The organism is Bdellovibrio sp. (assembly GCF_036384735.1).
Taxonomy (GTDB): domain Bacteria; phylum Bdellovibrionota; class Bdellovibrionia; order Bdellovibrionales; family Bdellovibrionaceae; genus Bdellovibrio.
In genome coordinates this window covers 1-23,496 of sequence record NZ_DASVLT010000063.1, presented here as the reverse complement: position 1 = coordinate 23,496, position 23,496 = coordinate 1, and the positions used below count along the sequence as shown (strand labels likewise).

Annotated in this window: 21 protein-coding genes; 3 read left to right on the top strand and 18 right to left on the bottom strand. The window is 44.1% G+C overall.

The features are described from left to right. Window positions 1-15: 15 nt before the first annotated feature. On the bottom strand, window positions 16-852 hold the full coding sequence (locus tag VF412_RS18365) for a hypothetical protein (RefSeq protein ID WP_331340728.1): 837 nt from the start codon (window positions 850-852) through the stop codon (window positions 16-18). After that, window positions 830-1,777 carry a bifunctional riboflavin kinase/FAD synthetase gene (locus tag VF412_RS18360; protein WP_331340754.1) on the bottom strand — a complete coding sequence of 316 codons (948 nt, stop codon included), beginning with the start codon at window positions 1,775-1,777 and terminating at the stop codon, window positions 830-832. The genes VF412_RS18365 and VF412_RS18360 overlap by 23 nt, the downstream gene beginning before the upstream one ends. Before the next feature lie 73 nt (window positions 1,778-1,850). Between VF412_RS18360 and VF412_RS18355 the strand changes: the two genes are divergently transcribed. Together VF412_RS18355 and VF412_RS18350 are read left to right on the top strand one after the other, a co-directional pair. Then, window positions 1,851-3,719 carry a sensor histidine kinase gene (locus VF412_RS18355; protein WP_331340727.1) on the top strand — a complete coding sequence of 623 codons (1,869 nt, stop codon included), beginning with the start codon at window positions 1,851-1,853 and terminating at the stop codon, window positions 3,717-3,719. Then, window positions 3,716-5,125: a sigma-54 dependent transcriptional regulator gene (locus tag VF412_RS18350; protein ID WP_331340726.1), complete on the top strand. Its 1,410-nt coding sequence runs from the start codon at window positions 3,716-3,718 to the stop codon at window positions 5,123-5,125. Before VF412_RS18355 ends, VF412_RS18350 begins: the two co-directional genes overlap by 4 nt. Here VF412_RS18350 and VF412_RS18345 read toward each other — a convergent pair. Then, the gene (locus VF412_RS18345) at window positions 5,100-6,200 is read right to left on the bottom strand and encodes a glycosyltransferase family 9 protein (RefSeq protein WP_331340725.1); all 1,101 of its coding nucleotides are present in this window, start codon (window positions 6,198-6,200) and stop codon (window positions 5,100-5,102) included. The two genes, VF412_RS18350 and VF412_RS18345, sit on opposite strands and share 26 nt — an antisense overlap. After that, window positions 6,124-7,275, bottom strand: coding sequence for a glycosyltransferase family 9 protein (locus VF412_RS18340; protein ID WP_331340724.1), 1,152 nt, complete (start codon window positions 7,273-7,275; stop codon window positions 6,124-6,126). The genes VF412_RS18345 and VF412_RS18340 overlap by 77 nt, the downstream gene beginning before the upstream one ends. A gap of 129 nt (window positions 7,276-7,404) precedes the next feature. Between VF412_RS18340 and VF412_RS18335 the strand changes: the two genes are divergently transcribed. Continuing rightward, complete coding sequence (locus VF412_RS18335; protein ID WP_331340723.1) at window positions 7,405-8,535, top strand: cyclic nucleotide-binding domain-containing protein; 1,131 nt, start codon at window positions 7,405-7,407, stop codon at window positions 8,533-8,535. Between the two features lie 42 nt (window positions 8,536-8,577). Here VF412_RS18335 and VF412_RS18330 read toward each other — a convergent pair whose 3' ends face one another. The 14 genes from VF412_RS18330 to VF412_RS18265 form a co-directional block, all read right to left on the bottom strand. Further along, window positions 8,578-9,696 carry a DUF3108 domain-containing protein gene (locus tag VF412_RS18330; RefSeq protein WP_331340722.1) on the bottom strand — a complete coding sequence of 373 codons (1,119 nt, stop codon included), beginning with the start codon at window positions 9,694-9,696 and terminating at the stop codon, window positions 8,578-8,580. Further along, complete coding sequence (locus VF412_RS18325; protein ID WP_331340721.1) at window positions 9,693-10,577, bottom strand: lysophospholipid acyltransferase family protein; 885 nt, start codon at window positions 10,575-10,577, stop codon at window positions 9,693-9,695. Before VF412_RS18325 ends, VF412_RS18330 begins: the two co-directional genes overlap by 4 nt. Then, window positions 10,549-11,574 (bottom strand): tetraacyldisaccharide 4'-kinase, encoded by a 1,026-nt coding sequence (gene lpxK, locus VF412_RS18320; RefSeq protein WP_331340720.1) that lies wholly within the window; start codon window positions 11,572-11,574, stop codon window positions 10,549-10,551. Before lpxK ends, VF412_RS18325 begins: the two co-directional genes overlap by 29 nt. Further along, window positions 11,571-12,722: a lipid-A-disaccharide synthase gene (gene lpxB / locus VF412_RS18315; protein ID WP_331340719.1), complete on the bottom strand. Its 1,152-nt coding sequence runs from the start codon at window positions 12,720-12,722 to the stop codon at window positions 11,571-11,573. Before lpxB ends, lpxK begins: the two co-directional genes overlap by 4 nt. Window positions 12,723-12,739: 17 nt before the next feature. Continuing rightward, complete coding sequence (locus VF412_RS18310) at window positions 12,740-13,666, bottom strand: Gfo/Idh/MocA family oxidoreductase (protein ID WP_331340718.1); 927 nt, start codon at window positions 13,664-13,666, stop codon at window positions 12,740-12,742. Continuing rightward, entirely contained in the window at window positions 13,659-14,498 is an 840-nt protein-coding gene (lpxA, locus tag VF412_RS18305) for an acyl-ACP--UDP-N-acetylglucosamine O-acyltransferase (RefSeq protein ID WP_331340717.1), read from the bottom strand. The genes VF412_RS18310 and lpxA overlap by 8 nt, the downstream gene beginning before the upstream one ends. 49 nt (window positions 14,499-14,547) lie before the next feature. Beyond that, a complete protein-coding gene (locus VF412_RS18300) occupies window positions 14,548-15,048 on the bottom strand; it encodes an OmpH family outer membrane protein (protein ID WP_331340716.1) in 501 nt (166 codons plus the stop codon). An 85-nt stretch (window positions 15,049-15,133) separates the two neighbouring features. After that, window positions 15,134-15,634 (bottom strand): OmpH family outer membrane protein, encoded by a 501-nt coding sequence (locus tag VF412_RS18295; protein ID WP_331340715.1) that lies wholly within the window; start codon window positions 15,632-15,634, stop codon window positions 15,134-15,136. Between the two features lie 245 nt (window positions 15,635-15,879). Continuing rightward, entirely contained in the window at window positions 15,880-18,291 is a 2,412-nt protein-coding gene (bamA, locus tag VF412_RS18290) for an outer membrane protein assembly factor BamA (RefSeq protein WP_331340714.1), read from the bottom strand. Between the two features lie 200 nt (window positions 18,292-18,491). Next, window positions 18,492-19,151, bottom strand: coding sequence for an ABC transporter ATP-binding protein (locus VF412_RS18285; protein ID WP_414640846.1), 660 nt, complete (start codon window positions 19,149-19,151; stop codon window positions 18,492-18,494). Window positions 19,152-19,179: 28 nt separating this feature from the next. Beyond that, complete coding sequence (locus VF412_RS18280; RefSeq protein WP_331340712.1) at window positions 19,180-20,409, bottom strand: FtsX-like permease family protein; 1,230 nt, start codon at window positions 20,407-20,409, stop codon at window positions 19,180-19,182. After that, window positions 20,406-21,537, bottom strand: a protein-coding gene (gene prfB / locus VF412_RS18275; RefSeq protein WP_333783716.1) for a peptide chain release factor 2 whose coding sequence is annotated in 2 segments (ribosomal slippage) — window positions 20,406-21,455 and window positions 21,457-21,537 — 1,131 coding nt in all. Because the reading frame shifts where the segments join, the coding sequence is not laid out codon by codon here. Before prfB ends, VF412_RS18280 begins: the two co-directional genes overlap by 4 nt. Window positions 21,538-21,569: 32 nt before the next feature. Further along, window positions 21,570-22,016: an rRNA maturation RNase YbeY gene (gene ybeY / locus VF412_RS18270; RefSeq protein ID WP_331340710.1), complete on the bottom strand. Its 447-nt coding sequence runs from the start codon at window positions 22,014-22,016 to the stop codon at window positions 21,570-21,572. A gap of 2 nt (window positions 22,017-22,018) precedes the next feature. Next, a partial coding sequence (locus tag VF412_RS18265) for an HDIG domain-containing metalloprotein (RefSeq protein WP_331340709.1) occupies window positions 22,019-23,496 on the bottom strand: 1,478 nt, incomplete at its 5' end.

The following is a 23,496-nucleotide window of genomic DNA, read 5'->3' as shown; positions in this document are numbered from 1 at the left end:
TGCCATTTTTTGTAACTAGACCGAGGGTGAGATTTCTTTCAAAAAGGATTTCCAGCTTTCACGAAGTTCCTCGACCTTCAGAGAGGTCCCCATCTGAAGCTTCTCTAACCATAACTCTGTGAGGAATGCAGACACTATATAAGGATGAAGAACTCTCAAATCGGCTCGCTCGGCTTCTTCAAGCAATGGATTTTGAAATGGCAAAAGATTGAGGTCCAACGCATACCCATCTCGTTTCATAAAGTTGAAATATGAAAGGTCATTCAACAAAGTTTTATCATTCGTAAGGTCAACCGTGTTGACGATGATTGACGAACTTAAGGATTGAATCGTCAATTCATCTTCAAGCAACTGATGAAACTGAATACCGAAATGCCCGCGTTTCAAGATCTCCATTTGTGCTGAAAGCTTTTCCGCTGACTGCCCTACAACATAGATTTCACCAAATCCCACTTCAGCAAAAACAGAGGCCACGGTGCGAGCAACTTCACTTTCACCAATCACGAACGCAGGAACACGAATATCAAGATCACGAGCGTTATCCACTAAAACTCTGCGAAGAGCCTCGTGAAGCAATAAGCGCGGATACCATTTGCCATCTTCAAATATCAACGAATCCAAACAACGAACTGTGCGCACCAATGTCGGCTGCACGTGCATTAGTGTTAAGATCTCTTCCGAAAAAGACATATCGACTTTTGCAATGTCAAAGTTTTGCAGAAGTTCTAAAGAAAAATCAGAATGACATTCATACTGCAAATCCCAGCCATGCTGCTTTGCCAAGTGCTGCAAAAACTGACAGAAGATGCTTGGACCTGAAGAACTAAATTCAAGAATCTTTTTTGTGCTCATCGAAATACCTACGGGCTTGAGTCATATCGTCCTGAATCTGTGCTTTCAACTCTTCAATGCCATTGAATTTCTTTTCATCACGATGGAAATGGCAAAGAAAGACTTCCACCTCAACTCCGTAAAGTTGCGCATCGAAATCGAAGATGTGACTTTCGATTTTAATGGGGCTTTTTTTATCCTCATGGAATGTCGGATTAATACCAATATTCGTGATTGAAGTGTGATAGTGTCCACCGATTTTGGTTTGTGTGAAGTACACACCTTTTCGTGGAACAAACTCAATATCAGGATGAATGTTTGCCGTGGGCACACCGATAGTGCGACCTCTTTGGAAGCCCTTTTCTACATGACCACGAAGATAATAAGTACGACCTAAAAGCTCGTTGGCTTTTTCAACCTGTCCTTCTTTTAGAGCCTCACGAATTTTCGTAGAAGACACGACCAAGCTATTTTGCTGAAACGGTGGAATGATGATTAAGCGAATGCCTTTTTCCGCACAGAACTTTTCTAGAAACGGAATGTTTCCCGCGCGATCAGCCCCGAAAGTAAAATCGTGACCGACGACCAATGTCTTTGGATGAAGGTTTTTAACGATATAGTTTTCGAGAAAGTCCTGAGGCGTGACCTTGGCAAAATCCTTTGTGAACTCTTCGATAATAACGACATCGATCCCCATGGTTTCGAACTGTTCCTGCTGGTCACGAAGGTCGAAAAGTCGCTCGGTGGCTCTTTCAGGGTGCAAAACCTTCATGGGGTGTGGATGGAACGTATACACAATAGAGGGGACGCCAAAATATTGCGCCTCACGAGTCACATTCTGAATAAGCTGCTGATGGCCCAAATGAACACCGTCAAAATTGCCTATAGTGACAACGGAGGATTCAAGCACGGGATTCAACTGTCTGACACCTTGATAGATCTGCATATTTTTCAATATACCTCGTTGCGAAGCCCTTGGGTAAGTACTTTTAATTGTTGATATTTCTAATAATTTTGCTATGTTGCAACGCGTGCTAAATCAACGTTTTCAAGAGCTCATTTATCGCGGCGAAGTCCTGCTTCGTTTTTTCTCCCGTCGCCGGGGATTTTTGCTCCGCTATCTTTTATGCTGGGTGATTGGTTGCGTGACTTTAGCGTCGGACGAGATCAATTCCTATGACCAGCGCTTTCAATTGCGCGGAGATCAAAAAGTCAGCTCACAAGTTGTGATGATCACAATCAAACAATCCGACATCTCTAACATTTATAACACCCGCACGAACTCCTTGGGCAATATCGATGAAGCGACTGACATCACAGACAGTTTCTTTTGGAACCAAAAGATCTGGACCGAGTTGTTAAGTCGTTTGTTAAAACAAAACCCAAAATCCATCGGTGTGGTTTTGTATTTTGGCGATAATATCGGCACCGTTCGTTTGAATCCAACAGAGCAGGCCTTATTTGATGATCCTCGCATCGTCTGGGCATCCACAACGAACAGCTTAGAGCGCGTCTTGACTCCGGTTTTTGCCAATCGTGATAAAACAAATTTAGGAAATAACGAACTTCGTCGCGATGAGGATGGTATCGTTCGTCGTGTCTTCCCGTCTCGCGCCGACATGCCTCACTTGATTGAAAAGATCACAGGAAAAACATTCCCGACAACTTTGGCCGGTCTTCCGATCAACTACCGTGGTTCCAGCAAAGTTTTCGCGCAATATTCTTTGAGCGAAATTCTTTACGATGAATTGCCGGCAAATACATTCACGAACAAAATCATCTTGATTGGGGCAGAGACTTCCTCGGCACCAGTTTATTCAACACCAATGGGAACTTTGTCTCGCACGGAAATTCTGGCCCACGCGACAGATACAGTTCTAGGTAATAAATGGATCAAGCGCTTGCCGTTTTGGTATTACGCCATCGGCTTTGCTGTTCTTATGTGGGTGGCAGTGTTTATTATCACCACATATCCTCAGTCAGTGGCCTTGTTCTTCTTAGTATGGATCGCCACTTTGCTTGCGGCCCTGTCTGCTTGGGTTTTTGATAGCTTTTACTTCTGGTCACCGGCATTTTCACCGGCAGTTCTGCTTGCAGCAACCTGGACCATCTTTATCGGTTATCAAGCCACGAAAATTGAAAAACAAAACTTCGCTCTTCAACAAGAGCAGCAGTATTTGGCAGAACTTGAACAACTTAAGAATAACTTCGTCAGTCTGATTTCCCATGACTTGAAAACTCCCATTGCGAAAATTCAGGCTATTGTGGACCGTTTGATGGTGCACCATCAAGAAGCTGAGCTTGGACAGGATTTGCGATCTTTGCGGGCGTTTAGCGACGAGTTGAATCGCTATATTCAAAGTATCTTGAAGGTCTTGCGTGTCGAGTCCCGGGACTTCAAAGTAAACATGGATGTTGCCGACATCAATGAAGTGATTGAAGAAGCACTCCAACAGCTGCGTCCACTCGCTCGGGAGAAAAGCATCCAGATTCACACCTCGCTTGAACCGATGTTTTCTTTAGAATTCGACAGCACTTTGATCAAAGAGGTTGTGATCAACCTTGTCGAAAACGCGATCAAGTACACTCCTGCCGGTGGCAATATAGAAGTTGTTTCTCATGAACTCGAAGACAGTGTTCACGTTTTAGTTAAAGATACTGGCGAAGGCATTAAGCCCGAGGATATGGATAGAGTTTGGGGCAAGTTCACTCGCGGAAGCGATCAGGACCTGCGTACGAAGGGTACGGGCTTGGGACTTTATTTAGTTAAATATTTTATTGAACTCCACGGTGGAAAGATCACTATGGAAAGCAAAGTGGGACAAGGCACGACTGTGACTTTCACTTTGCCCCTGGAATCTGCAACCGAATCTGAGGTGATTGTATGAACAGACTCCACACATTGATTGTTGATGACGAAGCAGAATTGCGCCGCTCGGTGATTTCAATTCTTCAATCCACAATGCCTGAAATTGAATTTTCCATCGAGGAAGCATCAACAGGTAAAGAAGCCCTAGACAAAGTAAAGAACCAATCCTGGGATCTGGTTTTGATGGACGTCAAAATGCCAGAGATGAATGGCCTTGAAGCTTTAGCTGCGATCAAAGAACATGATCCCCGCACGTTCGTAGTTCTTATGACGGCCCATTCAAATTTGCACGATGCCGTTCAAGCGATTAAAGATGGTGCCTATGACTATGTTGAAAAGCCAGTAAAGCCAGAGCTTTTGGCAGATATCGTTCGCAAAAGTCTGGAAGCCCGCGACTTGGTATCAAGCCTTGCTCTATCAAATCCTGTTTTCGATGACGACATCGAGAGCGAATTTGTTGGTGGCAATTCGAAGATGAAAGAGGTCTTCAATTTGATCTATCGCCTTTGCAAAGTTGATACGACAGTATTGATTCGAGGCGAGAACGGGACTGGAAAAGAACTTGTGGCCCGCGCGATTCATTTCAACTCCCCTCGTAAATCCGGGGCGTTCGTCGCGATAAACTGCGGCGCCATTCCTGAAGCTTTGATGGAAAGCGAACTTTTCGGTCATGAAAAAGGCGCTTTCACAGGCGCGGTGGAAAGAAAAATCGGAAAATTTCAAATGGCCAACAACGGAACTTTATTCTTGGATGAAATCGGGGAATTAAAGCCTGACATGCAAGTGAAGTTGTTGCGTGTTCTTCAAGAAAAGAAATTCACTCCAGTTGGTGGCAATCGTGAAGTGAAAACAACAACACGTATTATCGCAGCTACAAATCGCAACCTGGAAAAAATGATGGCTGATGGCACATTCCGCGAAGACTTGTTCTATCGCCTCAATGTGATGCCGATCTTCTTGCCACCTTTGCGAGAACGCATTGACGATATCGAGGCATTGGCTCAGCACTTTATTAAGAAATTCTCTCGCCAACATGCACGTAATATCACAGGTATTTCTGCCGATGCTTTGGACATGTTGAAATCTTATCGTTGGCCTGGAAACATCCGTGAACTTGAAAACGTGATTGAACGCGCATTCATTGTCGAAAATGGAAATTCTATTTCGGTAGATTCATTGCCTGAATCCATTCGCTTGGCTCCGAAAGAAACCGCAGAGAAAACAGCAAGTGTTGGTTACTCAGGTCCATTAGACTTCGACGCCTTCAAAGAAGAAATGGAAAAAGAATTTATCGTGAGTGCCTTGAAAGCAAACCATGGCCGCATCAATCAAACTGTCGCGCAAGCGAATATTCCGAAGAACACCCTGCTTCGTAAAATTCGCAAATACGGCATCAATGTTAAAGACTATTCTGGCGAAGAATAAAGCCTGCTGATTTTAAAACCTCGTCTGCGGAAATCGCTTTCATGCAGACGTGGGTTTTAATTGGACACACCTTGTGGCCATGTTTCCCACAGGGGCGACATGGTAGCTGAGACATCTGCACGACATAGCTTTGTGCAGACCATGGACGATAACCAAATTCTAAAATTGTTGGACCAAATACGGCGATCAAAGGCACTTCACAAACCGCTGCCAAATGAGTAGAGGCACTATCATTTCCAATCAACAGAGCAGCACGTGCTATCAATTGCGCTGATTCAAAAATCGCTGTCCTTCCTGCAAGCGACAGAACCCCCACTTGTGTGGCCACTCGCTCAGCCAACTCCTCTTCGCCAGGCCCTCCCATGATATAGACATGATAACCTTGAGCTTTCAACGCTTGTCCAGCCTTGATAAAACCGTCTTCTGTCCACCGTTTCGTGGCCCACACACTGCCTGGAAAAATAAGAATGGCTTTGCCATCTTCAAATCCCGTCAGATTGAATTTTTCCTTTAGTGTGAGAAACAATTCCGGTCGAGACATCACAGCCCTTCTTAGGTTCATGGAAGCCCAGGAAGGTGGAGCTGATAACCTTCCGAACTCTTTCGGAACATAGGGTGACTCTTGATTCAGATAATCTTTTAAAAGGCCTTTTAATTCAGCATCTTTTTCTGTCAACAACGTCATCTGTCTTAGGGCATCAGGAAAGCGAACATCACGTTGAATTTGTGTATCGTAGGCAAAGAATGTCGGAAGATTTTTAAAACCAATTTTATGATTCGCCTTAATTTGACGAACAAAAAAAGCAGTACGTAAAGACTGATGCGGAGAAATTAGATAATCCACCTCTTGGCTCTTTATTGCTTCAACAATTTTTCTATAAGATTCTTTGTCGCCTTTTTTGATTTCAAAAACTTGATCAACAAGTTGCGTTTTTACGAAGAAATCACCCATGCCTTTGCGACACACAAGAGCCAGCTTGTGATTAGGCCAAAGCTCTTTACAGCGCTTCAGCAAGGGAATCGACAGAAGCAGATCCCCCAAAAAGGCAGTTTGTACGACTAGATTCAACGGCATTCAATATCTCCGCTAGAGAGACCTGATCGTAGCACATTATGTCCTTTTCACAAGCTCTCTTCCAGCAAGGTGCACAAGGGCTTTGAGTAAGAATCTTAGCTCCCCTGTCGTAAATATCTATTTCATGGGCACATGTGGGACCAAACCACGCAATGACTTCTTTCCTTTGCGAAATGGCCATGTGCATACCAAGGCTATCCCCGGTTATGACGATATCGCACGCAGCAACACTCACCAAACCATCACGAAGACCCGAGGTTGTTTGCGAGGAAATCACAGATAAGCCTTCCGCAATTTGTTGATTACGCTCGGTATCTTCCGGACCGCCCAGCAGCACAATCTGTGCATCTTCAAACTTTGCCTGAAGAGCTTGAATCATTTTTCGATGATATTCGACCGTCAGCTTTTTATAAGGAATCACTGTGGCGCAACCGGTATTCAAACCAATGATATATTTTTTGTCTTTAAGCCACTGTGATCGGCGATGTTCGCGCTGTTGGGTCTCTATTGAAGACAACGGCAACCAGTACTCATCGCGCTGATATGGAAGCTCTAGAGCTTCTGCAATCAACCGTGTTTCAGGCTTCTGATTTACGAAAAATTTTTTACGATTATCTAAGCCAAGATTCCACAATTCATTCGCAGCTTCTGTTGCAGGAACAATGGCACCATTCAGAGTATTCACCTTAAAACCGAAGACTTGATCCACTGTAGTGCGCTTCACAACACCAACTGCTTTTAAAGACTTATCAATCACAAAAGCCACTTCAAACTCTAAAGCGGACAACTGTAAAAGATCCGCTTCACTTGTGGTCAAAACACGATCAATTCCTGGATGATCTTTCAAAAGATGATGAGCTGGGGCATCTGTCACCCAGGTGATCATGCTTGATGGATATTTTCTTTTGATACTTTTTAAAAGGCTGGTGCTGCGAACGACAGCCCCCAAGGCCCCTAAATGAACGACCAGCAGTGAACTTTGCGGAATGTCTTTGTGCGGACACGAAGAATCGCAAATCTCAAATTTTTTGCAAGGTTTGTAGCCTGAAAAAGAGCGACAGCTGCTAATTGCCATATCCCTTTATTTTAGAGGAAATTATGAATTTTTCTGAGACCGAAACTTCATTCAGGACCCTATCTTGAGACATTCCAGACCTTTGATGAGGGTCAAATTTTCCCTCTTTCTTCCGATAAGGTAGGACTCATGAAAGTTGAAAAAGAGAAACTACAGCTCAAGCCTTTTACACTGACCCCACAGGGTTCCGGTGGAATTGTCACGCTAAATGGTCGCGATCAAAGCTTTCAATTGTCCCAACTTCAATATTCTTATTTGGACGTTTTGAAAAACGGTCTTTCTATCGAAGGACTTGTACAGTTCTTTTTAGGGCAAGGTTGGCTCGTCAATTTCCGAGAGCTTTATGCGCTTATTCAATTTCTTGTCACCGAGAGAGTTATCGTCAATCAAACCGTGCTCGACTATTTCAGACGCGCTTTAAAAGATGATGTGCCAATGGTGTTTTCATCCATCACGCAAATGACGGGAGCCTCCACACAGGCAAATCCCGCAGATCTTCCCTTCTTTCGTTCGCTAGATCCTGCTCTTGCAAAATACCTTTTAAAAGGAGCCATTCACTATCAAGTCCCTGCACAGATTCGTTTAACCCACGCAGGACAGACCGATCGCGATCTATTCATTATCACAAAAGGTCAAGCTTCTGTTTACAAAGTGATCGATGCAAACCGTAGACAACTAGTCGCTACTTTAGGAGCAGGTTCTCTATTTGGCGAGCGTGGCTTTTTATTAAATCAACCACGCAACGCTGATATTATTACGACAATGCCTTCCGAAGTTTTGCGTGTTCCTCATCTGTCGGAATTTGATCAGCTGATTAAAACCGATCGCGCGCAAAGCTTGCAACATCGCTTTTGGGTGATGCATGCCTTGCTGTCTTCAGCAATTTTTAAAGAACTTCCGACCGATACCTTGGATTCTTTGATCTTTGCAGGACGCCTGGTTCAAGCTCCGGCAAATCAATTGCTTTTCCAAGAGGGTCAGCGTGGAAATACCTGCTACATTCTAGTTCAAGGCTCTGTTGTCATTTCAAAACAAGGGCAAGCGATTAATGTCTTAGATCAGGGATCCTGCTTTGGAGAGATCTCACTGCTAGTCAGTGGAGGCGTTCGCACGGCCTCTGTATCGACACAAAGAGATTCCGTCCTATTAGAAATTCAACAAAATGATTTCTATAAAATTCTTTCGCAGAATTTGATTCTTGCAAAAGAGATCGAAACATTGGCAGCTTCCCGTTTGCAAAAAGACGCCACCCGCAAATAAAAATCCCCATCTTATCGACAGGGATTTTTTCTTTTAAAACTTTTACTTTCCCGGCTTGATTTCTACGACCTGTGAAACAAGCGTGCCAATTTTAATTTTAGCTTCAATTCGAAGTATGTAGTGACGGTCATCATCGGAAAGCCAGATTAAGTTTTCACCAATGGGTTTAAACTTTCCCTTCAAAGTAATATTTGGCTGAATGACAATGGCATTCATTGGCCCCAACTTCGTATCAAGAACTTCCTTGCGCAGAGCTTTTCCAGAAAACACCAGATTTTCCTTCTCGTTGGCCACGCGGAACGAATACTCCTTACCTACTTCCCACTTAAAGAAGCGCATATAGAAAACGGCGCTATATACACTTTGTGTAAACGGAAGGATATCCCATGTGTCTTTCTTTTCCTCCACACCGTCTTTTTTTGTCACTTTCTTTTCCCAGAAGTTTGCGGCGTTGTCCTTGAAAAGCATTTTTGATTCACGAAGCTGGCCAGACTCTTTGACATGCAGTTGGAAAACACTTGGCACTAAGGAATCGTAATCCATGAAAATATCTACACTGTCTTCAACACTGTAAAATGAAGAAAACAACGGACTTGTCGAGATCGCCATCTTGAAGTTGTAAGACTTCTTTCCATCGACAGTGGCATAAGGAGCAACCTTCATACGAAGCTCTCCGGCAGAAACCTTAAAGTAGCTCACATCATGAACTACCTCTTCCCCCACATGAAATGGATCAACGACAGGACGGCGGCCTTTAAAGCCCTCATCATCTTCTAAATCTGGTTGACGACGGGTGATTGCAGCTTCAGTCGTAGCAACCGCTGTTGCGCCCGATTCGGAAGCTGGAGTCACCTCCGGGGATGGCCGCTTACCCCTAGATTTCTTTGCCGACTTTGATTTTTTAGAACTTTTTTTTCTGGAAGTCTTTCCTGCGGCTGGAGTTGGAGAAGGTGAAGGTGAAGGTGAAGGTGAAGGTGTTGGCGCCGGTTGAGCTGTTACCGCAGCACCTGGAGCTGGAGTCGCAGAAGGATCTACGATTTTTACTTTTTCATCAAACTCGTCATTTTTTTTGAGTTGGTCTTCCTTATCGTATTTCAGAAAAGACGTCGAACATGACGTCATTAGAAACGCAAAGATGATGAAAAACGCACTATACTTCACTTAAAGTCCTTCCAACGCCTATGAACCCACATCCACTGTTCAGGATGTTTGCGAACAATCGATTCAAGCTTATCGTTAAAGGCTTGAGTCAAATTTGAGGTCGTCTGATCTTTATCATCAACGACGTAACTCTCTAAGTCCATTGCTGGTTCAAACACTGTGTGAAGTTTCTTATCAGATCCCTCATAGGCGTAGACTGGAATCACAGGGGCCTTTGTCTTTTGTGCGAACAAAGCTAGACCATAGGCCGTGCCGGTTCTTTTGCCAAAAAAGGTTGAGGCAATGCCGAATGGTTTTCCCATGTACTGATCCAATACAAATACGACGGCATCCTGCTTTTTAAGGGCCTTCAAAATTTCAAAGGCATTGTTCGGACTGTGAGCATCGATGTATTGAACACCTTTTGCTCCACGGACCGAAAACCACAAATCATCAAACCATTTTGTCTTGAAACGCTTCGTGATTATGTGTAATGGTTGACCGTTCATCACGACTGCATTGGCACTGACATCGCCATTTCCCAAATGCAAAGTGAGAAACAAGCAGCCTTTGCCCTTCGCTCGAGCCTTTTCAAGATTCTCCCATCCATCAAAAACAACATTTTTATCGAGCCACTTCTGGTCCATGTTGGGAATATCAAACATCTCTCCAAAGTTATGACCCAAAAGATAAACAGAGTCTCTGCCGATGGCGATCTTTTGTTCCTCAGGCATATCAGGGAATGCAATATTGAGATTATCCATAATGATCTTGCGGCGAATTTTAAAAACATCGAACCACAAAAAACCGACCCACGAGCCACTCGCGCGTAAAAATTGACGAGGGAACAGAGAACTCAAGAAGCTTGCAATCTTAACGAAGAGTTTGACGAATAAGTTCATCAAGGCGTCCTTTTTTTCCCTGCTCTACCACCTCGAGCGAAGCACTCCAGAGGGCTGGATTTGACGGCAGAAGAGGGCGCAATTTCACGGCATCTTTTTCTGTCGTGACAAGATAATCACATTGAGATTTTTCAAACTCTTCGACAATGTGACGAACATCACTGTCTGTATACTGATGATGATCGCGATAATGAAGACTCTTTTTAGACACTTCACCGATTTCACGCATCATCTTTTCAAAAACATCGGGTCGAGCAATGGCTGATACCAGGAAAATCTTTTTCCCTTTCAGGTCTTGACGACTCAATCGCCGTTGCTCTTTCTGATTCCAGAAAGTTTGAATATCATAGGCGAAATGAAGGATTTCCTTATTCTTAGGCAGTTTGTCTTCCAAAGCTTTCAATTGAGCTTCATCGGCCAAGTTGCATTTTGTCAGAACAATTATATCGGCGCGCCCCAAGCCCTCCCAGGACTCACGAGCACGTCCTTCAGGCACAACCTCATAATTTGCCAAGGTTTCAGTCGCATCAAGAATCACGATATTCAAATCGCGATGCAGTTTGCGGTGCTGGAAACCATCATCAACAATGAGCAGATCAAATTTTTTCTGAGAAAGTGACGTCGCGTATTCAGCTGTTCTCCATTTCGTAGAACCGACGAAAACCGCAACATCGGGGTTGGCTTGCGCAAGTAACAACGGTTCATCACCGTAGTAACGTGCGCCAAAAGGATGACTGACATCCACCCAACAAGGAGCTTCCGCATCGGCACGATAAGAGCGGCTGACAACGGCCACATTTTTGCCGTCACGAACAAGATGCTTCAGACAAAAATCTGTCAGAGGCGTCTTTCCCGTCCCACCGACTGTCAAGTTCCCAATGCTGACAACCGGAATAGGCGCTTTGAACGCTTCAAAAACACCACGATTGTAAAGGGCATTTTTAACGCCCACCACTTGTTCATAGAGGAAAGAAAAAGGTCGAAGATAAATCTTCATGCTTTAATGTATTTATCCAATGCGTTCACCACGCGTTGAGTGGCCCCTTTATCACCCAAGTAGGAGCGTATCTGAGCCAAATCATTAATGACTGAAGCTTTGTATTCCGGTTCAACAATATATCTTTCAAGAAGTGCTGCGATTTTTTCCGGAGTCACTTCCGATTGGAATCTTTCAGGGACAGCTTCACGGCCCAAAATCAAATTCACCAGACCGAAGTATTTGGTTCCACGAACAAGCATCTTGGCCATGATTCCCGTCAGCCACTTCATTCGATACATGATGACCATCGGTTTTTTCATTAAACCCACTTGAAGCGTTGCCGTTCCCGATGCCACAAGCATCATGTCCACTAAGTGGATCATGCGGAATGGTTCATCCTTCATGAGGATGTAAGGCAAACGGAAGTCTTCCAGGTAATCCTGCATTTGCTCTTTCGAGAAGGTAGGAGCCGTCAAAATCAAAACTTTCAAGGTTGGATACTTGCGCGCCAAAATGCGAGCTGCATCCAACTGAATTTGGAAATGCATGCGAAGCTCACCGTGACGACTGCCAGGCATAAGACCCAAGACAATTTCATCATCGCGAATGCCGCATTGGTTGCGATGAGTTTTGAAATACTCTTTATCGTCTGTCAAACGGTCATCAATTTCATCAAGCAGTGGATGTCCTACAAATTCACAAGGGACGCCGTGCTCTTGATAAAAAGGAACTTCAAAAGGAAAAAGAACAAAAACCTCTTTGCAATATTTCTTGATTGTCTTCACACGGCCCTTACGCCATGCCCACACGTGCGGAGAAATATAATAAACAACAGGAATACCCAATGCGTGAAGCTTTTTAGAAAGCATCAAGTTGAACTCGGGATAATCCATCACGATCGCCACTTTTGGACGACGTTTTTCAGCTTCTTCAACAAGACTGTTAAAGACCGCCTTAAGATGACTGAAGTGATTGATAATCTCGACCGCGCCAACCACAGCCATTTCTTCGGATTTACCTAAGCGTTCAAAACCTAAGTCTTCCATAGACTGACTGCCCACACCAAATGCATGAATCTTACGGCCCTGCTTTTTCCATGTTTCAAGAATGCGTTGAGCGTAAGTAACACTAGATGCTTCTGCTGCGACAAATAAAACTTGATCCATCAATCCTCAGTTGTTCTCTACTTAATCAATTTTTCAACTTGTTCAATCGCACGAAGAGCTTTCAAACCATCTACACCGGTGACAACCGGTGCTTTGTTATTCAAAACCGCATCTATGAATGCATCCGTTTCTTTTTGAAGAGCGTCTTCTTTGCCTACCGTCCATTTTGTGACTTTCACAAGATTTTCCGGAGTGCCGTCACCCTTTTCAACTTTTTCAAGTTCATGGATGCCAGTATTTGCAAACAAAGTTGCATCGTCTTGAACCACACGAACGGATCTTTGTGGATTCGTCGCGACACGGCTAACTGTAATGATACCAAGAACGCCATTTTTCATTTTGAAAGACGCTGAACACGTGTCCATTTCTTTTGAAATCAACATTGTACCAGAAGCCTGAACAGTGTCGATCTCGCTACCGCTCAACCAGAAAAGAAGATCCATATCATGAATCATCAAATCGTGAAGAACACTAACGTCAGCGCCACGTGTTTTATAGGGAGCCGTGCGCACAAGCTCAATCGTCTTAGGATTTTTCATGTGCTTTTTAAGCTCGTTCACAGACGGGTTGAATCTTTCGATATGGCCCACTGCAAGTTTCAAATTATTTTTTTCCGCCAATGCCACAAGCTCTTCCGCTTGCGGAACAGTGGCCGTAATCGGTTTTTCAACGTTCACGTGCACGCCGTTTTGCAAGAACATCTTTGCCACTTCGAAGTGACTCAATGTACTTGCAGCGATTGTCACAAGATCAACCTGACCAATCAAATCTTGAGGACGATGGAAGCTTTTTACTCCCAATTCCGCAGCGACTTTATCCGCCTGAGCCGGGAAGGCATCACAAACACCTACCAACTCAACATTAGGATTGTTCTTGTATTTTTGAGCATGGAATGTGCCCAAGTAACCTACGCCAACAACGGCGCCACGAAGTTTTTTACTCATCGTCCTGCCAACCTTTTGGACTTCTATCAATAGCCAGGCCACGCTTTGAAGTCGTGATGAAGTTCAAGAAATAATTGATGTTATCACTTGGAGTACATTCTTCTTTAATACGCTTGATGCCTTCCTCAACACTGTGCGAGCCCATGATCATGATACGGATAGCCTTGTGCACATTTGCAACCTCTTCACGAGAGTAACCTTTGCGCGAAAGACCAATCTTATTTGTTGCACGCACTGTCGCGTAGTTGCCTTGAGCGCGAGAGAACGGAAGAATGTCTTTATTGATTGCAGAAGAACCCGCCACGAAGGCACCACGGCCTACGCGAACGAATTGGTTGAATGCACAAACACCGCCGATATTCACACCATCCTCGATGATACAGTGGCCACCCAAGTGAGAGTCATTGGCGATGATAACATTGTTACCGATTTTACAGTCATGACCAATGTGAGTGTAAGACATGAAATAGCAGTTGTTGCCGATTTCAGTTTTCTTGTCATGTTTGCTAGTTGCCAAGTTTACAGTAGAAAACTCACGAAATGTGTTGTTGTTTCCGATAATCAAAGAAGTTGGCTCACCCTTATAAGAGATATCTTGAGGAGCACCACCGATAACAGCGCCAGGAGAGAAGTGATTGTTCTCGCCGATTTCCAAAATACCATGACGACTTCCTAGAGTAACATGTCCTTCTACGAAAGTGCCTTTACCGATTTTTACTTTACCTTGAATCAAGCAATAAGGACCGATTTCAACATCGTCCGCAATTTCAACATCGGGACCGATGACACTGCTTGGATGAATTTTACTATTTGGATTAATATTATTTGGCATATGGATATCCTAAACTTAAAAGGGCCTATCAGGCCCTTTTATCTTGTTACTATTTCTCTTTTTCGTAGGCCTTAATCACTTCGTCTGTTAGGTCACTATCAGGCGTTGCATAGAGAACCGCTTGATTGTTTTCCATGATAAGTGAGTAGCCTTTATCTTTAGCGATCTTTGCGATCACCTTTTTCATTTTCTCAAGAATTGGAGCTGTTAAGTCTCTTTCTTTTTTTTGGATTTCAACTTGGCTCTTACCTACAACGTCACGGTACTTAAGCATCTCTTCTTGGAACTCTGCTTGTTTTTTACCAAGAGCGTCTTCAGACAAAACTGATTTTTTCTTTTCTAGGTCTTCACCCATCTTTTTCAAATCAGCTTCTTTTTTCTCTAATTCTTTTTTCTTTTTGTTAAATTCAGTTTCCAATTCAGTCTTTGCTTTTTTACCAGCAGAAGTTGATTGAATAGCTTTTTGCATATCAACGAAACCGATTTTAGTTTCAGCGTGTGCAGCTGCTGCCATCAATAGAGCGCCCAACACGACAACCAATTTCTTCATCTCATACTCCTTCAAAAGTCGAATACTTACATTCAAGGCAATTGTGCCAGTTTATAAAGTTAAAGGGAACTACAAACCTACGAGACTATTTCTCTTTTTCAAAAGCTTTCACAACATCAGCAGTCAAATCTGTATCAGGTGTTGCGAAAAGAACAGCCTGTGTGTTTTGCAATACAAGAGTATAGCCCTTATCCTTAGAAATCTTCGCAATTACTTTTTGCATCTTTTCCACAATTGGGTTCGTTAGCTCTTGTTGCTTCTTTTGAATATCAGCCTGGCTCTTAGCAACTTCATCACGGAATTTCATCATTTCACCTTGGAATTCCATCTGCTTAGCCTTTAAAGCCTCTTCAGACATAATAGATTTTTTCTTATCAAGATCTTCGCCCATCTTCTTAAGGTCAGCCTCTTTCTTCTCTAGCTCTTTTTTTCTTTTATTGAACTGAGTTTCAAGTTCCGCCTTGGCCTTTTTACCAGCTGAAGTTGCCTGAACAGCCTTTGGTACATCAACAAAACCAATTTTAGCTTCGGCATGAGCCACTGCTGTTGCAAGAAGAACACACAAAGAAACAATCATTTTATCCATGGAAAACTCCTTATAAAAAACATCCAAAAGCCCAGCAAAGGCGGCTCACCCATGAACCAAAAAAGCCGAGACAAAAACAAAAAATCAAACAACCAAATCTACCCAACCCAAAACCAAGGACCGTTCAAAAGGGCCCGGGCGCAAGGCGGAGGGTTCACTTTTTCGCGCAGGCGTACTGAAGGTACGTCGGAGCGAAAAAGCGGACCCGACAACGCAGTCGATCGGGTCCTTTTCAACGGTCCGCTTTAGAAGCTTGGACCGATTGAGAACTGGAAGACACTCGCATCTTGGTAAACCGGATCACGATTCAACGGGAAGCCCCATTCGAAACGCAACACACCAATCGGAGAATACCAACGAATACCCAAACCCACATCAGAGAAAAAATTATTCGCAGTCAGAGTGTCATCCGCAGCGCCGATATCGAAGAAACCCGCACCATAAATTTGTGCTTCCTTCACCAGCGGGAATTGCAATTCTGTTTGATACAAAGCCTCTTGCGTACCGCCATAGAAACGATACGACTGCTGAGTCGCATATGGTTCCGGCACAACTGGATTTGTCACTGCAGGATTCGTCAAGTTGCCATGAATTGTCTGCGAGTACTTCATCTTACCTACACGATAAGGTTGATAACCACGCAAAGAGTAAGGTCCACCTAACAAGTACAATTCACTGAATGGAACCGGCTGACCTTGGATGCTCGCGAGCTGTGCGTATTGCATCGAGTTTCTCCAAGTGACATCCCAGAATAGATTTTTGAAGAAACGATAAATACCAGTCACTCGACTGTACTTAATAGTTCCGGCGATACCTGCGTACTCATAAGAAATACTCGCGAATTGACCTTTTGTCGGAGAGAAACGATCGTTACGCGTGTCGTACTCAATAGTCCCTGTGACAGACAATGTGTTGCCAGTCGCCGTATCAAGCGGGAACAAATCAGGGTCTGTGATCAAAACACCGTTTGAATCATACGTCTTCAGCAAGTTTGCCTCATCGTACTTCAAACGGATGTAACCACGAGTTTCTTGACTATCATCGATAGGATGACCGAAACGAACGGCCGCCCCTGTATGATCCTCTTCGTAATCCAGACGAGCTGTATTCGAACTGCGATACACGTCCACACCCGCAGACCAAAGAGTGTCGTTCACATAAGGCTCAGTGAAAGACAAACTGTAGTAGCTGCCGAAGCCGCTCAGGTTCACCGAAGCACCCAAGTTTTGACCTTTACCCAAGAAGTTCGACTGATTTACCGAACCTTGCAAAGTAAAACCTTGGGCTGTTCCGTAACCGGCACCCAATTGGATTTGCCCCGTATTACGTTCTTTCACGTTGATATCAACATTCATGACTTCTGTATGTTCAGGATCGACGGATGTCTTGAAGTTTACTTCTTCGAAAAAGCCAAGACGTTGGATATTTTCCAAAGATTTACGGCGACGAGTTTCATTGTACAACTCGCCTTCATGAACTTGCAATTCACGACGAACAACTTTATCACGGGTTTTTGAGTTGCCCACGACGTTGATTTTACCAAAATAAACCTTATTGCCTTTGTCGAACTCAAATACCAAGTCTACTTTCCGTTCTTTGTCGTTGAAACGCGTGCGCGGAATCACGTTGGCATAGGCATAACCAAGGTCACCATATTTCGCCGTCAACTCACTAATGTCTTTTTGAAGAACGTCATAAGCGAAGACCCCGTTCTTGTCGATTTTGATCGCTTCGAAAAGCTCTTCCTTAGGGAAAAGAATATCACCAGCAAAATCAACATCACCGACAGAGTACTGCTCGCCCTCTTCCACATGGATTGTAATGTAGATATTTTTCTTATCGGGAGTCACCGTCACTTGCGGACGATCCACCTTCGCTTGCACGTAACCTTGGTTGTAATAAGCAAAACGCAAAATCTGAACGTCACGATCAAACATCTCTTGCTTGTATTGACCAGAACCGCTCAGCGCTGAAAAGAAGCCGCCTTCTTTTGTCAACATCGTGCCTTTTAGTTCACGCTCCGTCAGATGTTTGTTTCCAAGGAATGTGATCTTTTTAACTTTTACTTTATCATTTTCGCGAATCTTGAAAATAAGACGAACTGTTTCATCTTTCGTCACCGTTTCAACTTCGGCATCCACTTTCGCAAGGAAGAAACCTTTGTCTTCGTAAAGTTTTTGAACTTTGTCGATGGCTTCTTTAACTTTCGTCATGTTCAAAAGCTGGTAGGCTTTAATCCCTGTTGCATCAGCGATATCTTCTGATTTTACTTCACTGTTACCTTCGTAAGTAATTTCAGCAATAGATGGCTTTTCCAAAACTTTGTAAGTCAAAGTCACATCTTTACCCGTCACATTACGACTGACTTCGATGTCATTGAAATACCCCATCTTGAATAGAGCCTCGACATCTTCACGAATGTGCTGAGCGGAATACTCGTCGCCTGTTTTCGTCACAAGCTTTTGGATGATAGCGTCTTTTTCAATCTTGCGATTGCCTGTGATTTCAATTGTTTTAACAGTTAAGCCGGAAGGAAGATTGGAAGTATCCGCAACTTCAGTCACTGGCTTTTTTGGAGATGATTTCTTAGCCTTCGGCGCTGCCATCAGCGATGAAGATGAAGAGACAATGAGCAAAACACAAAGAAGCTTAAACAAAGTTCTAATTCCCCAACGTTGCTGACCCCTTCGATTTCTTCAAAGAGGTGATTTTTAGAAAAACCATAAGGGTTTTCAATACTTACAAATTATCTGAGGAATCGTAGCCTAAGACTTAGGTCCTGTCAAAGGCATCGCCTAAAGCACGTCGCATCAAAACAGCCAAGCCATTGAATAAAGGGGCGATCAAACGGCGCGGGTTAGACCCACATTCCGTCTTTCATTCTATAAACTTTTGGAAAGCGAGTGGCGAAAGTAAGATCGTGGGTGACGATCACAAGAGCCAATTTCATCTCTTCTTTCAGTCGAAAAAAGAGTTCTTGGATCTTTCCACTTGTTGTTGAGTCCAAATTTCCCGTTGGTTCGTCGGCGAACAAAATTTTGGGGTGACGAACCAAGGCGCGGGCAATAGCGACACGCTGCAACTCGCCACCAGAAAGCTCGTTCGGGTAATGAGTGGCGCGTTCTGCCAGTCCCATGAATTCCAAAAGGTGCATCGCTTTTTCTTTCGCGAGCTTTGGAGATTCCCCTGCTATACGACAAGGAATCATGACATTTTCAACGGCATTGAATTCACTTAAAAGATGATGGAATTGAAAAACGAATCCCATTTCTTGATTACGAAATTGAGAAAGCTCTTCATCAGTCATAGTAAGGACATTGCGACCTTCACAGGTTAATTCACCGCGAGTGGGCTTATCTAAGGTGCCCATAATCTGCAACAGGGTGCTTTTTCCGGCCCCTGACGACCCAAGAATCGCCAGCGCCTCGCCTTCCTTGATTTCAAGACTGACACCGCGAAGAACCTCGAGCTCTCCCTGAGCGTGAGAGTACGACTTATGAATATCAGTTGCCTTCATGAAAACATTTGCTGTTGAAGCAGAAGCATCACTCATTACGAAGTCCTTCCATAGGGCTGAGCTTCCCACCACGACGAGCCGGAGCCAGCGTCGCAATAAAACAAATCAGCATCGTCGCAAAACAAATCGCGATGGTATCAGAAAGTCGAATGCTGACGGTGATTCCATCAACCCGATAAACCATGCCTGACATCAGACCCAAACTGCCCTGAGCCCAATTGAAAAGTCCACACAAAATAAGACCTAAAATGAATCCACCACCCAATCCTAACGCCCCCATGAAAAGCCCTTGGAAGGTGAAGATCTTGATGATGTCTTTATGCCCAAAACCAACAGTCTTAAGAATAGCGATATCTTTATACCTTTGCACGACATTCACAAACAAAGTGGAGGAAATGTTAAAGGCCGCTACGAAGATAATGATTGCAACGACAAAGAAAATTGCGGGCCGCTCAACACTGACAGCATCAAAAAGATTTTCATTGGAATCACGCCAATCACGCACCCAGTACGGAGTTCCCAACTGACGACTTAAATTAAATCCGGCTTGGCGAGCATAGCTGGCTGTTGGAAATCTTAAAAGGAGTCCACTGTAACGATCACCAATATCAGCCACCTGTTGTGCCGCCGTTAAACCTGTGACAATGAATCGCTCGTTCCACTCGTACTTGCCCAGCTCCATAATCCCTTGAACTTTGAACTGCCCCACTTTTCTTTGCAGACTGGAGGGATCTACAGACTCGGTAATAGGTACGACAACGCGGAAAACATCGCCGACCTTTAAATTCATTTTCTTAGCAAGACCACTTCCCACCAATGCCAAAGGCACATCTGATTTTTGTGACAGATCGTCAGAACCGCTTAACACGCGACTTTTAAAACGAAGAACACTGTTAATGCGATCTGTGTCGACACCTTCTAACAATACGCCAGAAATTTGACCATTGTGGGCCATGATGCCTTCGATAAAGACAAAACGAGTTGCCCCCACCAATGTTGGCTCTGCTTTTCGAATGCGGGATTCAAGCTCATGCCAATCATCGGGAAAGCGCGAACGCTTCACCACTTGCACGTGTCCCGAAACATCAGTCATCGCTTGCTGCAATGTGGATTCAAAACCGCTCATCACGGCCATGGAAACGACCAGGGCTGCGACTCCTAAAATAAGTCCCAATAACGCCAATGGCGCCGTTCCCCCGAAGAGTGTTTTTCGAGAAAGCAAGAGCCGCCAGGAAATCCACATCAACGATGATTTCACTGTGCTGGAGTCTCCGCTGTGATTTGAGATTTAAGATAAGCCATGATGAAATCGTCAAGATCCCCATCCATCACGTCGTTCACCTGATTTGTTTCAAAATCCGTGCGATGGTCTTTCACCATTTGATACGGGTGCATGACGTACGAGCGAATTTGTGATCCCCATTCGTTGGCTTTTTTTACCGAGTTCATAGCGTCTTTTTCAGCGTTGCGTTTTTCAATCTCACGCTCGTAAAGTTTCGCCTTCAACATCTTCATCGCCTTTTCACGGTTTTGAATCTGTGAACGCTCGATCTGGCAAGATACCACAATGCCCGTCGGAATGTGATACATACGAACCGCAGAGTCTGTCTTATTGACGTGCTGACCGCCGGCACCGCTAGAACGATATGTCTCCACACGAATTTCATCAGGTTTGATTTCGATATTGATATCGTCATCGACTTCCGCCCACGCAAAAACTGACGAAAACGACGTGTGTCTGCGAGCATTGGAATCAAACGGAGAAATACGCACCAAACGATGCACACCTGATTCCGCTTTCAAATATCCGTAGGCATACGGGCCCTCAATTAAAAGGGTGCATGATTTAATTCCCGCCCCCTCGCCCTCGGTGATATCGATCATTTGACATTTGTAGCCATGCTTATCTGCGTAGCGCATGTACATGCGAAGAAGCATTTCGGCCCAATCACAGGACTCTGTACCGCCAGCGCCCGCGTTGATAGATAAATAAGTGCTATTACCGTCAAGCTCGCCGTTGAGAACTCGTTTTAACTCTAACTCTTGGCCATATTTTTCAAGGGCGGCGACTTCAGTTTTTACTTCTGAAAAACTGCCTTCGTCTTGAGCCTCCTCGGCCATTTCAAGCAAAACCTTGGCATCATTCAAACGACCCATGAAGCCATCGAACTCACCCACCGCTTTTTCAAGCAATGATTTTTCTTTGTTCAGTTTTTGCATTTCAGCAGGTTTTTCCCAGATCGCCGGATTCTCTGCTTGGATCGCAAGCTCATCCAGACGTTTTTTCTTTTTATCTAGGTCAAAGATACCCCCGGAGCTCATTAGAGAAACTCTCGAGAGTTGAGATTTTGCTTTTTACTTCAGAAGCTTCGGTAACGATAGACATGGGAACACTGTCTTCCGCTTAGAGCCCCTCTGTCAAGAGATGCCCTGCAGCAACTTATCGAAAACAGAATCTTGAAGATCGAACATTTCTTTCGCGTCTTTTTCATTGGTTTCGTGGTCGTAGCCCAGCAAATGAAGGACGCCATGAAGGAGCATATAGCCCAACTCTTTTTGAAATGTCAGACCATGTTCTTTTGCTTGGCGTTTCAACACCTCAGGACACATCACAAGCTCACCCAATGATGCAGGGTCCATGGATTCAAAACTCAAAACATCCGTCGCGTAGTCTTTACCGCGAAATTCTTTGTTGATTTTCTGTGCGGGCTTTTTTTCCAAAAAAACCAAAGCCAACTCAGCTTTGGCTTTCGTTGCAGACAATACTTTTCGTTTTTTAAGCTCGGCGGTCATTGCCTTCATCCATTCTTCGACAAACTTGCGAGGAATGGCGTGCTTTGATTCATTAACAATAACTACATCCATGATTAAGCCTGACCTGTACTCTGTCCTGCGATCTCACCCAAACCACCGCCTGCGGACCGTGGATAATCGATGCGTTGGTGATAAATACCAAGCAAGATGCGCGTAAAGGCCGCTTCAACTTTTGAAATGTCTTTTAACGTCAAATTACACTCATCCAACTGTCCGTCAGAGAATTTTCTTTGAATGATGTTGCGAACAATATTCTGCAAACGTGCCGGCGTTGGCTCATCCAAAGAACGAGCTGCGGCTTCAATACTATCCGCCAACATACATAAAGCTGCTTCACGGAATTGCGGTTTTGGACCAGGATAACGGAAATCTTGATCGCTGATTTCTGGGCCATCTTCTTTTTTAAGATCCAACGCTTTATTAAAGAAGTAAGAGATCAAAGTCGTTCCATGATGTTGCAAAATTCCGTCAATGATTGGCTTACCTAGTTTATAGGAAATCCCCATCTCGACACCGTCTTTCACGTGAGCCACCAAAAGGGTTTTACTCATAAACGGAGAGATATGGTCATGAGGATTGTGCCCAGGTTTCTGATTTTCGATGAAGTAATTCGCATGCTCCATCTTACCGATATCGTGATAGTAGCACATCACCTTACCTAGCAGTGGATTCGCACCAATCTCTTCGGCTGCCGCTTCCACCATCGAGCCCACCATCATTGAGTGATGATAAGTTCCCGGAGCTTTGACGATCATTTCTTTCAAGAGCGGATGATTCAAATTGCTGAGCTCCAGAAGTTTAACATCTGTCGTATAATTGAAGATCGATTCCAATAACGGAATGAACATCATTGCAAACAAGGCACTGAAGATACCACCGATGAAACCACCTGGGATGGCATAGATGATTTCTCTCATCCCGCCTTCTTGATCGAACTTCGTCATTGTCAAAATGAAGGCGATCATTAATGCGTTCACAACACCCGTTCTTACACCGGCAAAATAAATGTCATTACGTGTTTTACAATTGAAGACACCGCGGGCGGCAGCAATACCACCCACCATTGTAACGATCATAAAGCTATAATTGTAGTCAACCATGATCCCGAGACAGACAGATATGAACGCCGTGAAAAGCCATACAATTTCGCCCGAAGTCAGTAACAACCCTACCAACATCGGAGCTGCTGCCACCGGAGCCGCATACAGGAAGAAACTTGACGGCAGCAAGTGCCCCAATTTCGAAACAAACGCCGCATCAGTGATGAAAAGATAAACCTTCGTCATGAAAATCACACCGAATGTGATCAGCATCATAACTGAAAGATCTTTGAAATCCACCTTCACGCGATTCAACGTAAACCGTTTGAGGTACGAAAAGAACACCATGATTGCAACTGATAACATCAATGCCATCGACAAAGACATAATATCTTTACGACGGTCGGCTCTAATGTTTTCGATTTGCTTGATCACCGCCATTTGAAATGGCTGAATCACTGATCCCTGAGTGATAATCACTTGATTCTTCT

Excerpts from the sequence above, each read along its gene's own strand:
- VF412_RS18325 (WP_331340721.1), bottom strand. The coding sequence starts at position 10,577 with ATGAACTTATTCGTCAAACTCTTCGTTAAGATTGCAAGCTTCTTGAGT.
- lpxA (WP_331340717.1), bottom strand. The coding sequence starts at position 14,498 with ATGCCAAATAATATTAATCCAAATAGTAAAATTCATCCAAGCAGTGTC.
- VF412_RS18360 (WP_331340754.1), bottom strand. The coding sequence starts at position 1,777 with ATGCAGATCTATCAAGGTGTCAGACAGTTGAATCCCGTGCTTGAATCC.
- VF412_RS18285 (WP_414640846.1), bottom strand. The coding sequence starts at position 19,151 with ATGAAGGCAACTGATATTCATAAGTCGTACTCTCACGCTCAGGGAGAG.
- lpxK (WP_331340720.1), bottom strand. The coding sequence starts at position 11,574 with ATGAAGATTTATCTTCGACCTTTTTCTTTCCTCTATGAACAAGTGGTG.
- VF412_RS18340 (WP_331340724.1), bottom strand. The coding sequence starts at position 7,275 with ATGGCAATTAGCAGCTGTCGCTCTTTTTCAGGCTACAAACCTTGCAAA.
- lpxB (WP_331340719.1), bottom strand. The coding sequence starts at position 12,722 with ATGGATCAAGTTTTATTTGTCGCAGCAGAAGCATCTAGTGTTACTTAC.
- VF412_RS18350 (WP_331340726.1), top strand. The coding sequence starts at position 3,716 with ATGAACAGACTCCACACATTGATTGTTGATGACGAAGCAGAATTGCGC.
- ybeY (WP_331340710.1), bottom strand. The coding sequence starts at position 22,016 with ATGGATGTAGTTATTGTTAATGAATCAAAGCACGCCATTCCTCGCAAG.
- VF412_RS18310 (WP_331340718.1), bottom strand. The coding sequence starts at position 13,666 with ATGAGTAAAAAACTTCGTGGCGCCGTTGTTGGCGTAGGTTACTTGGGC.
- VF412_RS18335 (WP_331340723.1), top strand. The coding sequence starts at position 7,405 with ATGAAAGTTGAAAAAGAGAAACTACAGCTCAAGCCTTTTACACTGACC.
- VF412_RS18365 (WP_331340728.1), bottom strand. The coding sequence starts at position 852 with ATGAGCACAAAAAAGATTCTTGAATTTAGTTCTTCAGGTCCAAGCATC.
- VF412_RS18295 (WP_331340715.1), bottom strand. The coding sequence starts at position 15,634 with ATGGATAAAATGATTGTTTCTTTGTGTGTTCTTCTTGCAACAGCAGTG.
- VF412_RS18355 (WP_331340727.1), top strand. The coding sequence starts at position 1,851 with ATGTTGCAACGCGTGCTAAATCAACGTTTTCAAGAGCTCATTTATCGC.
- VF412_RS18345 (WP_331340725.1), bottom strand. The coding sequence starts at position 6,200 with ATGCCGTTGAATCTAGTCGTACAAACTGCCTTTTTGGGGGATCTGCTT.
- VF412_RS18300 (WP_331340716.1), bottom strand. The coding sequence starts at position 15,048 with ATGAAGAAATTGGTTGTCGTGTTGGGCGCTCTATTGATGGCAGCAGCT.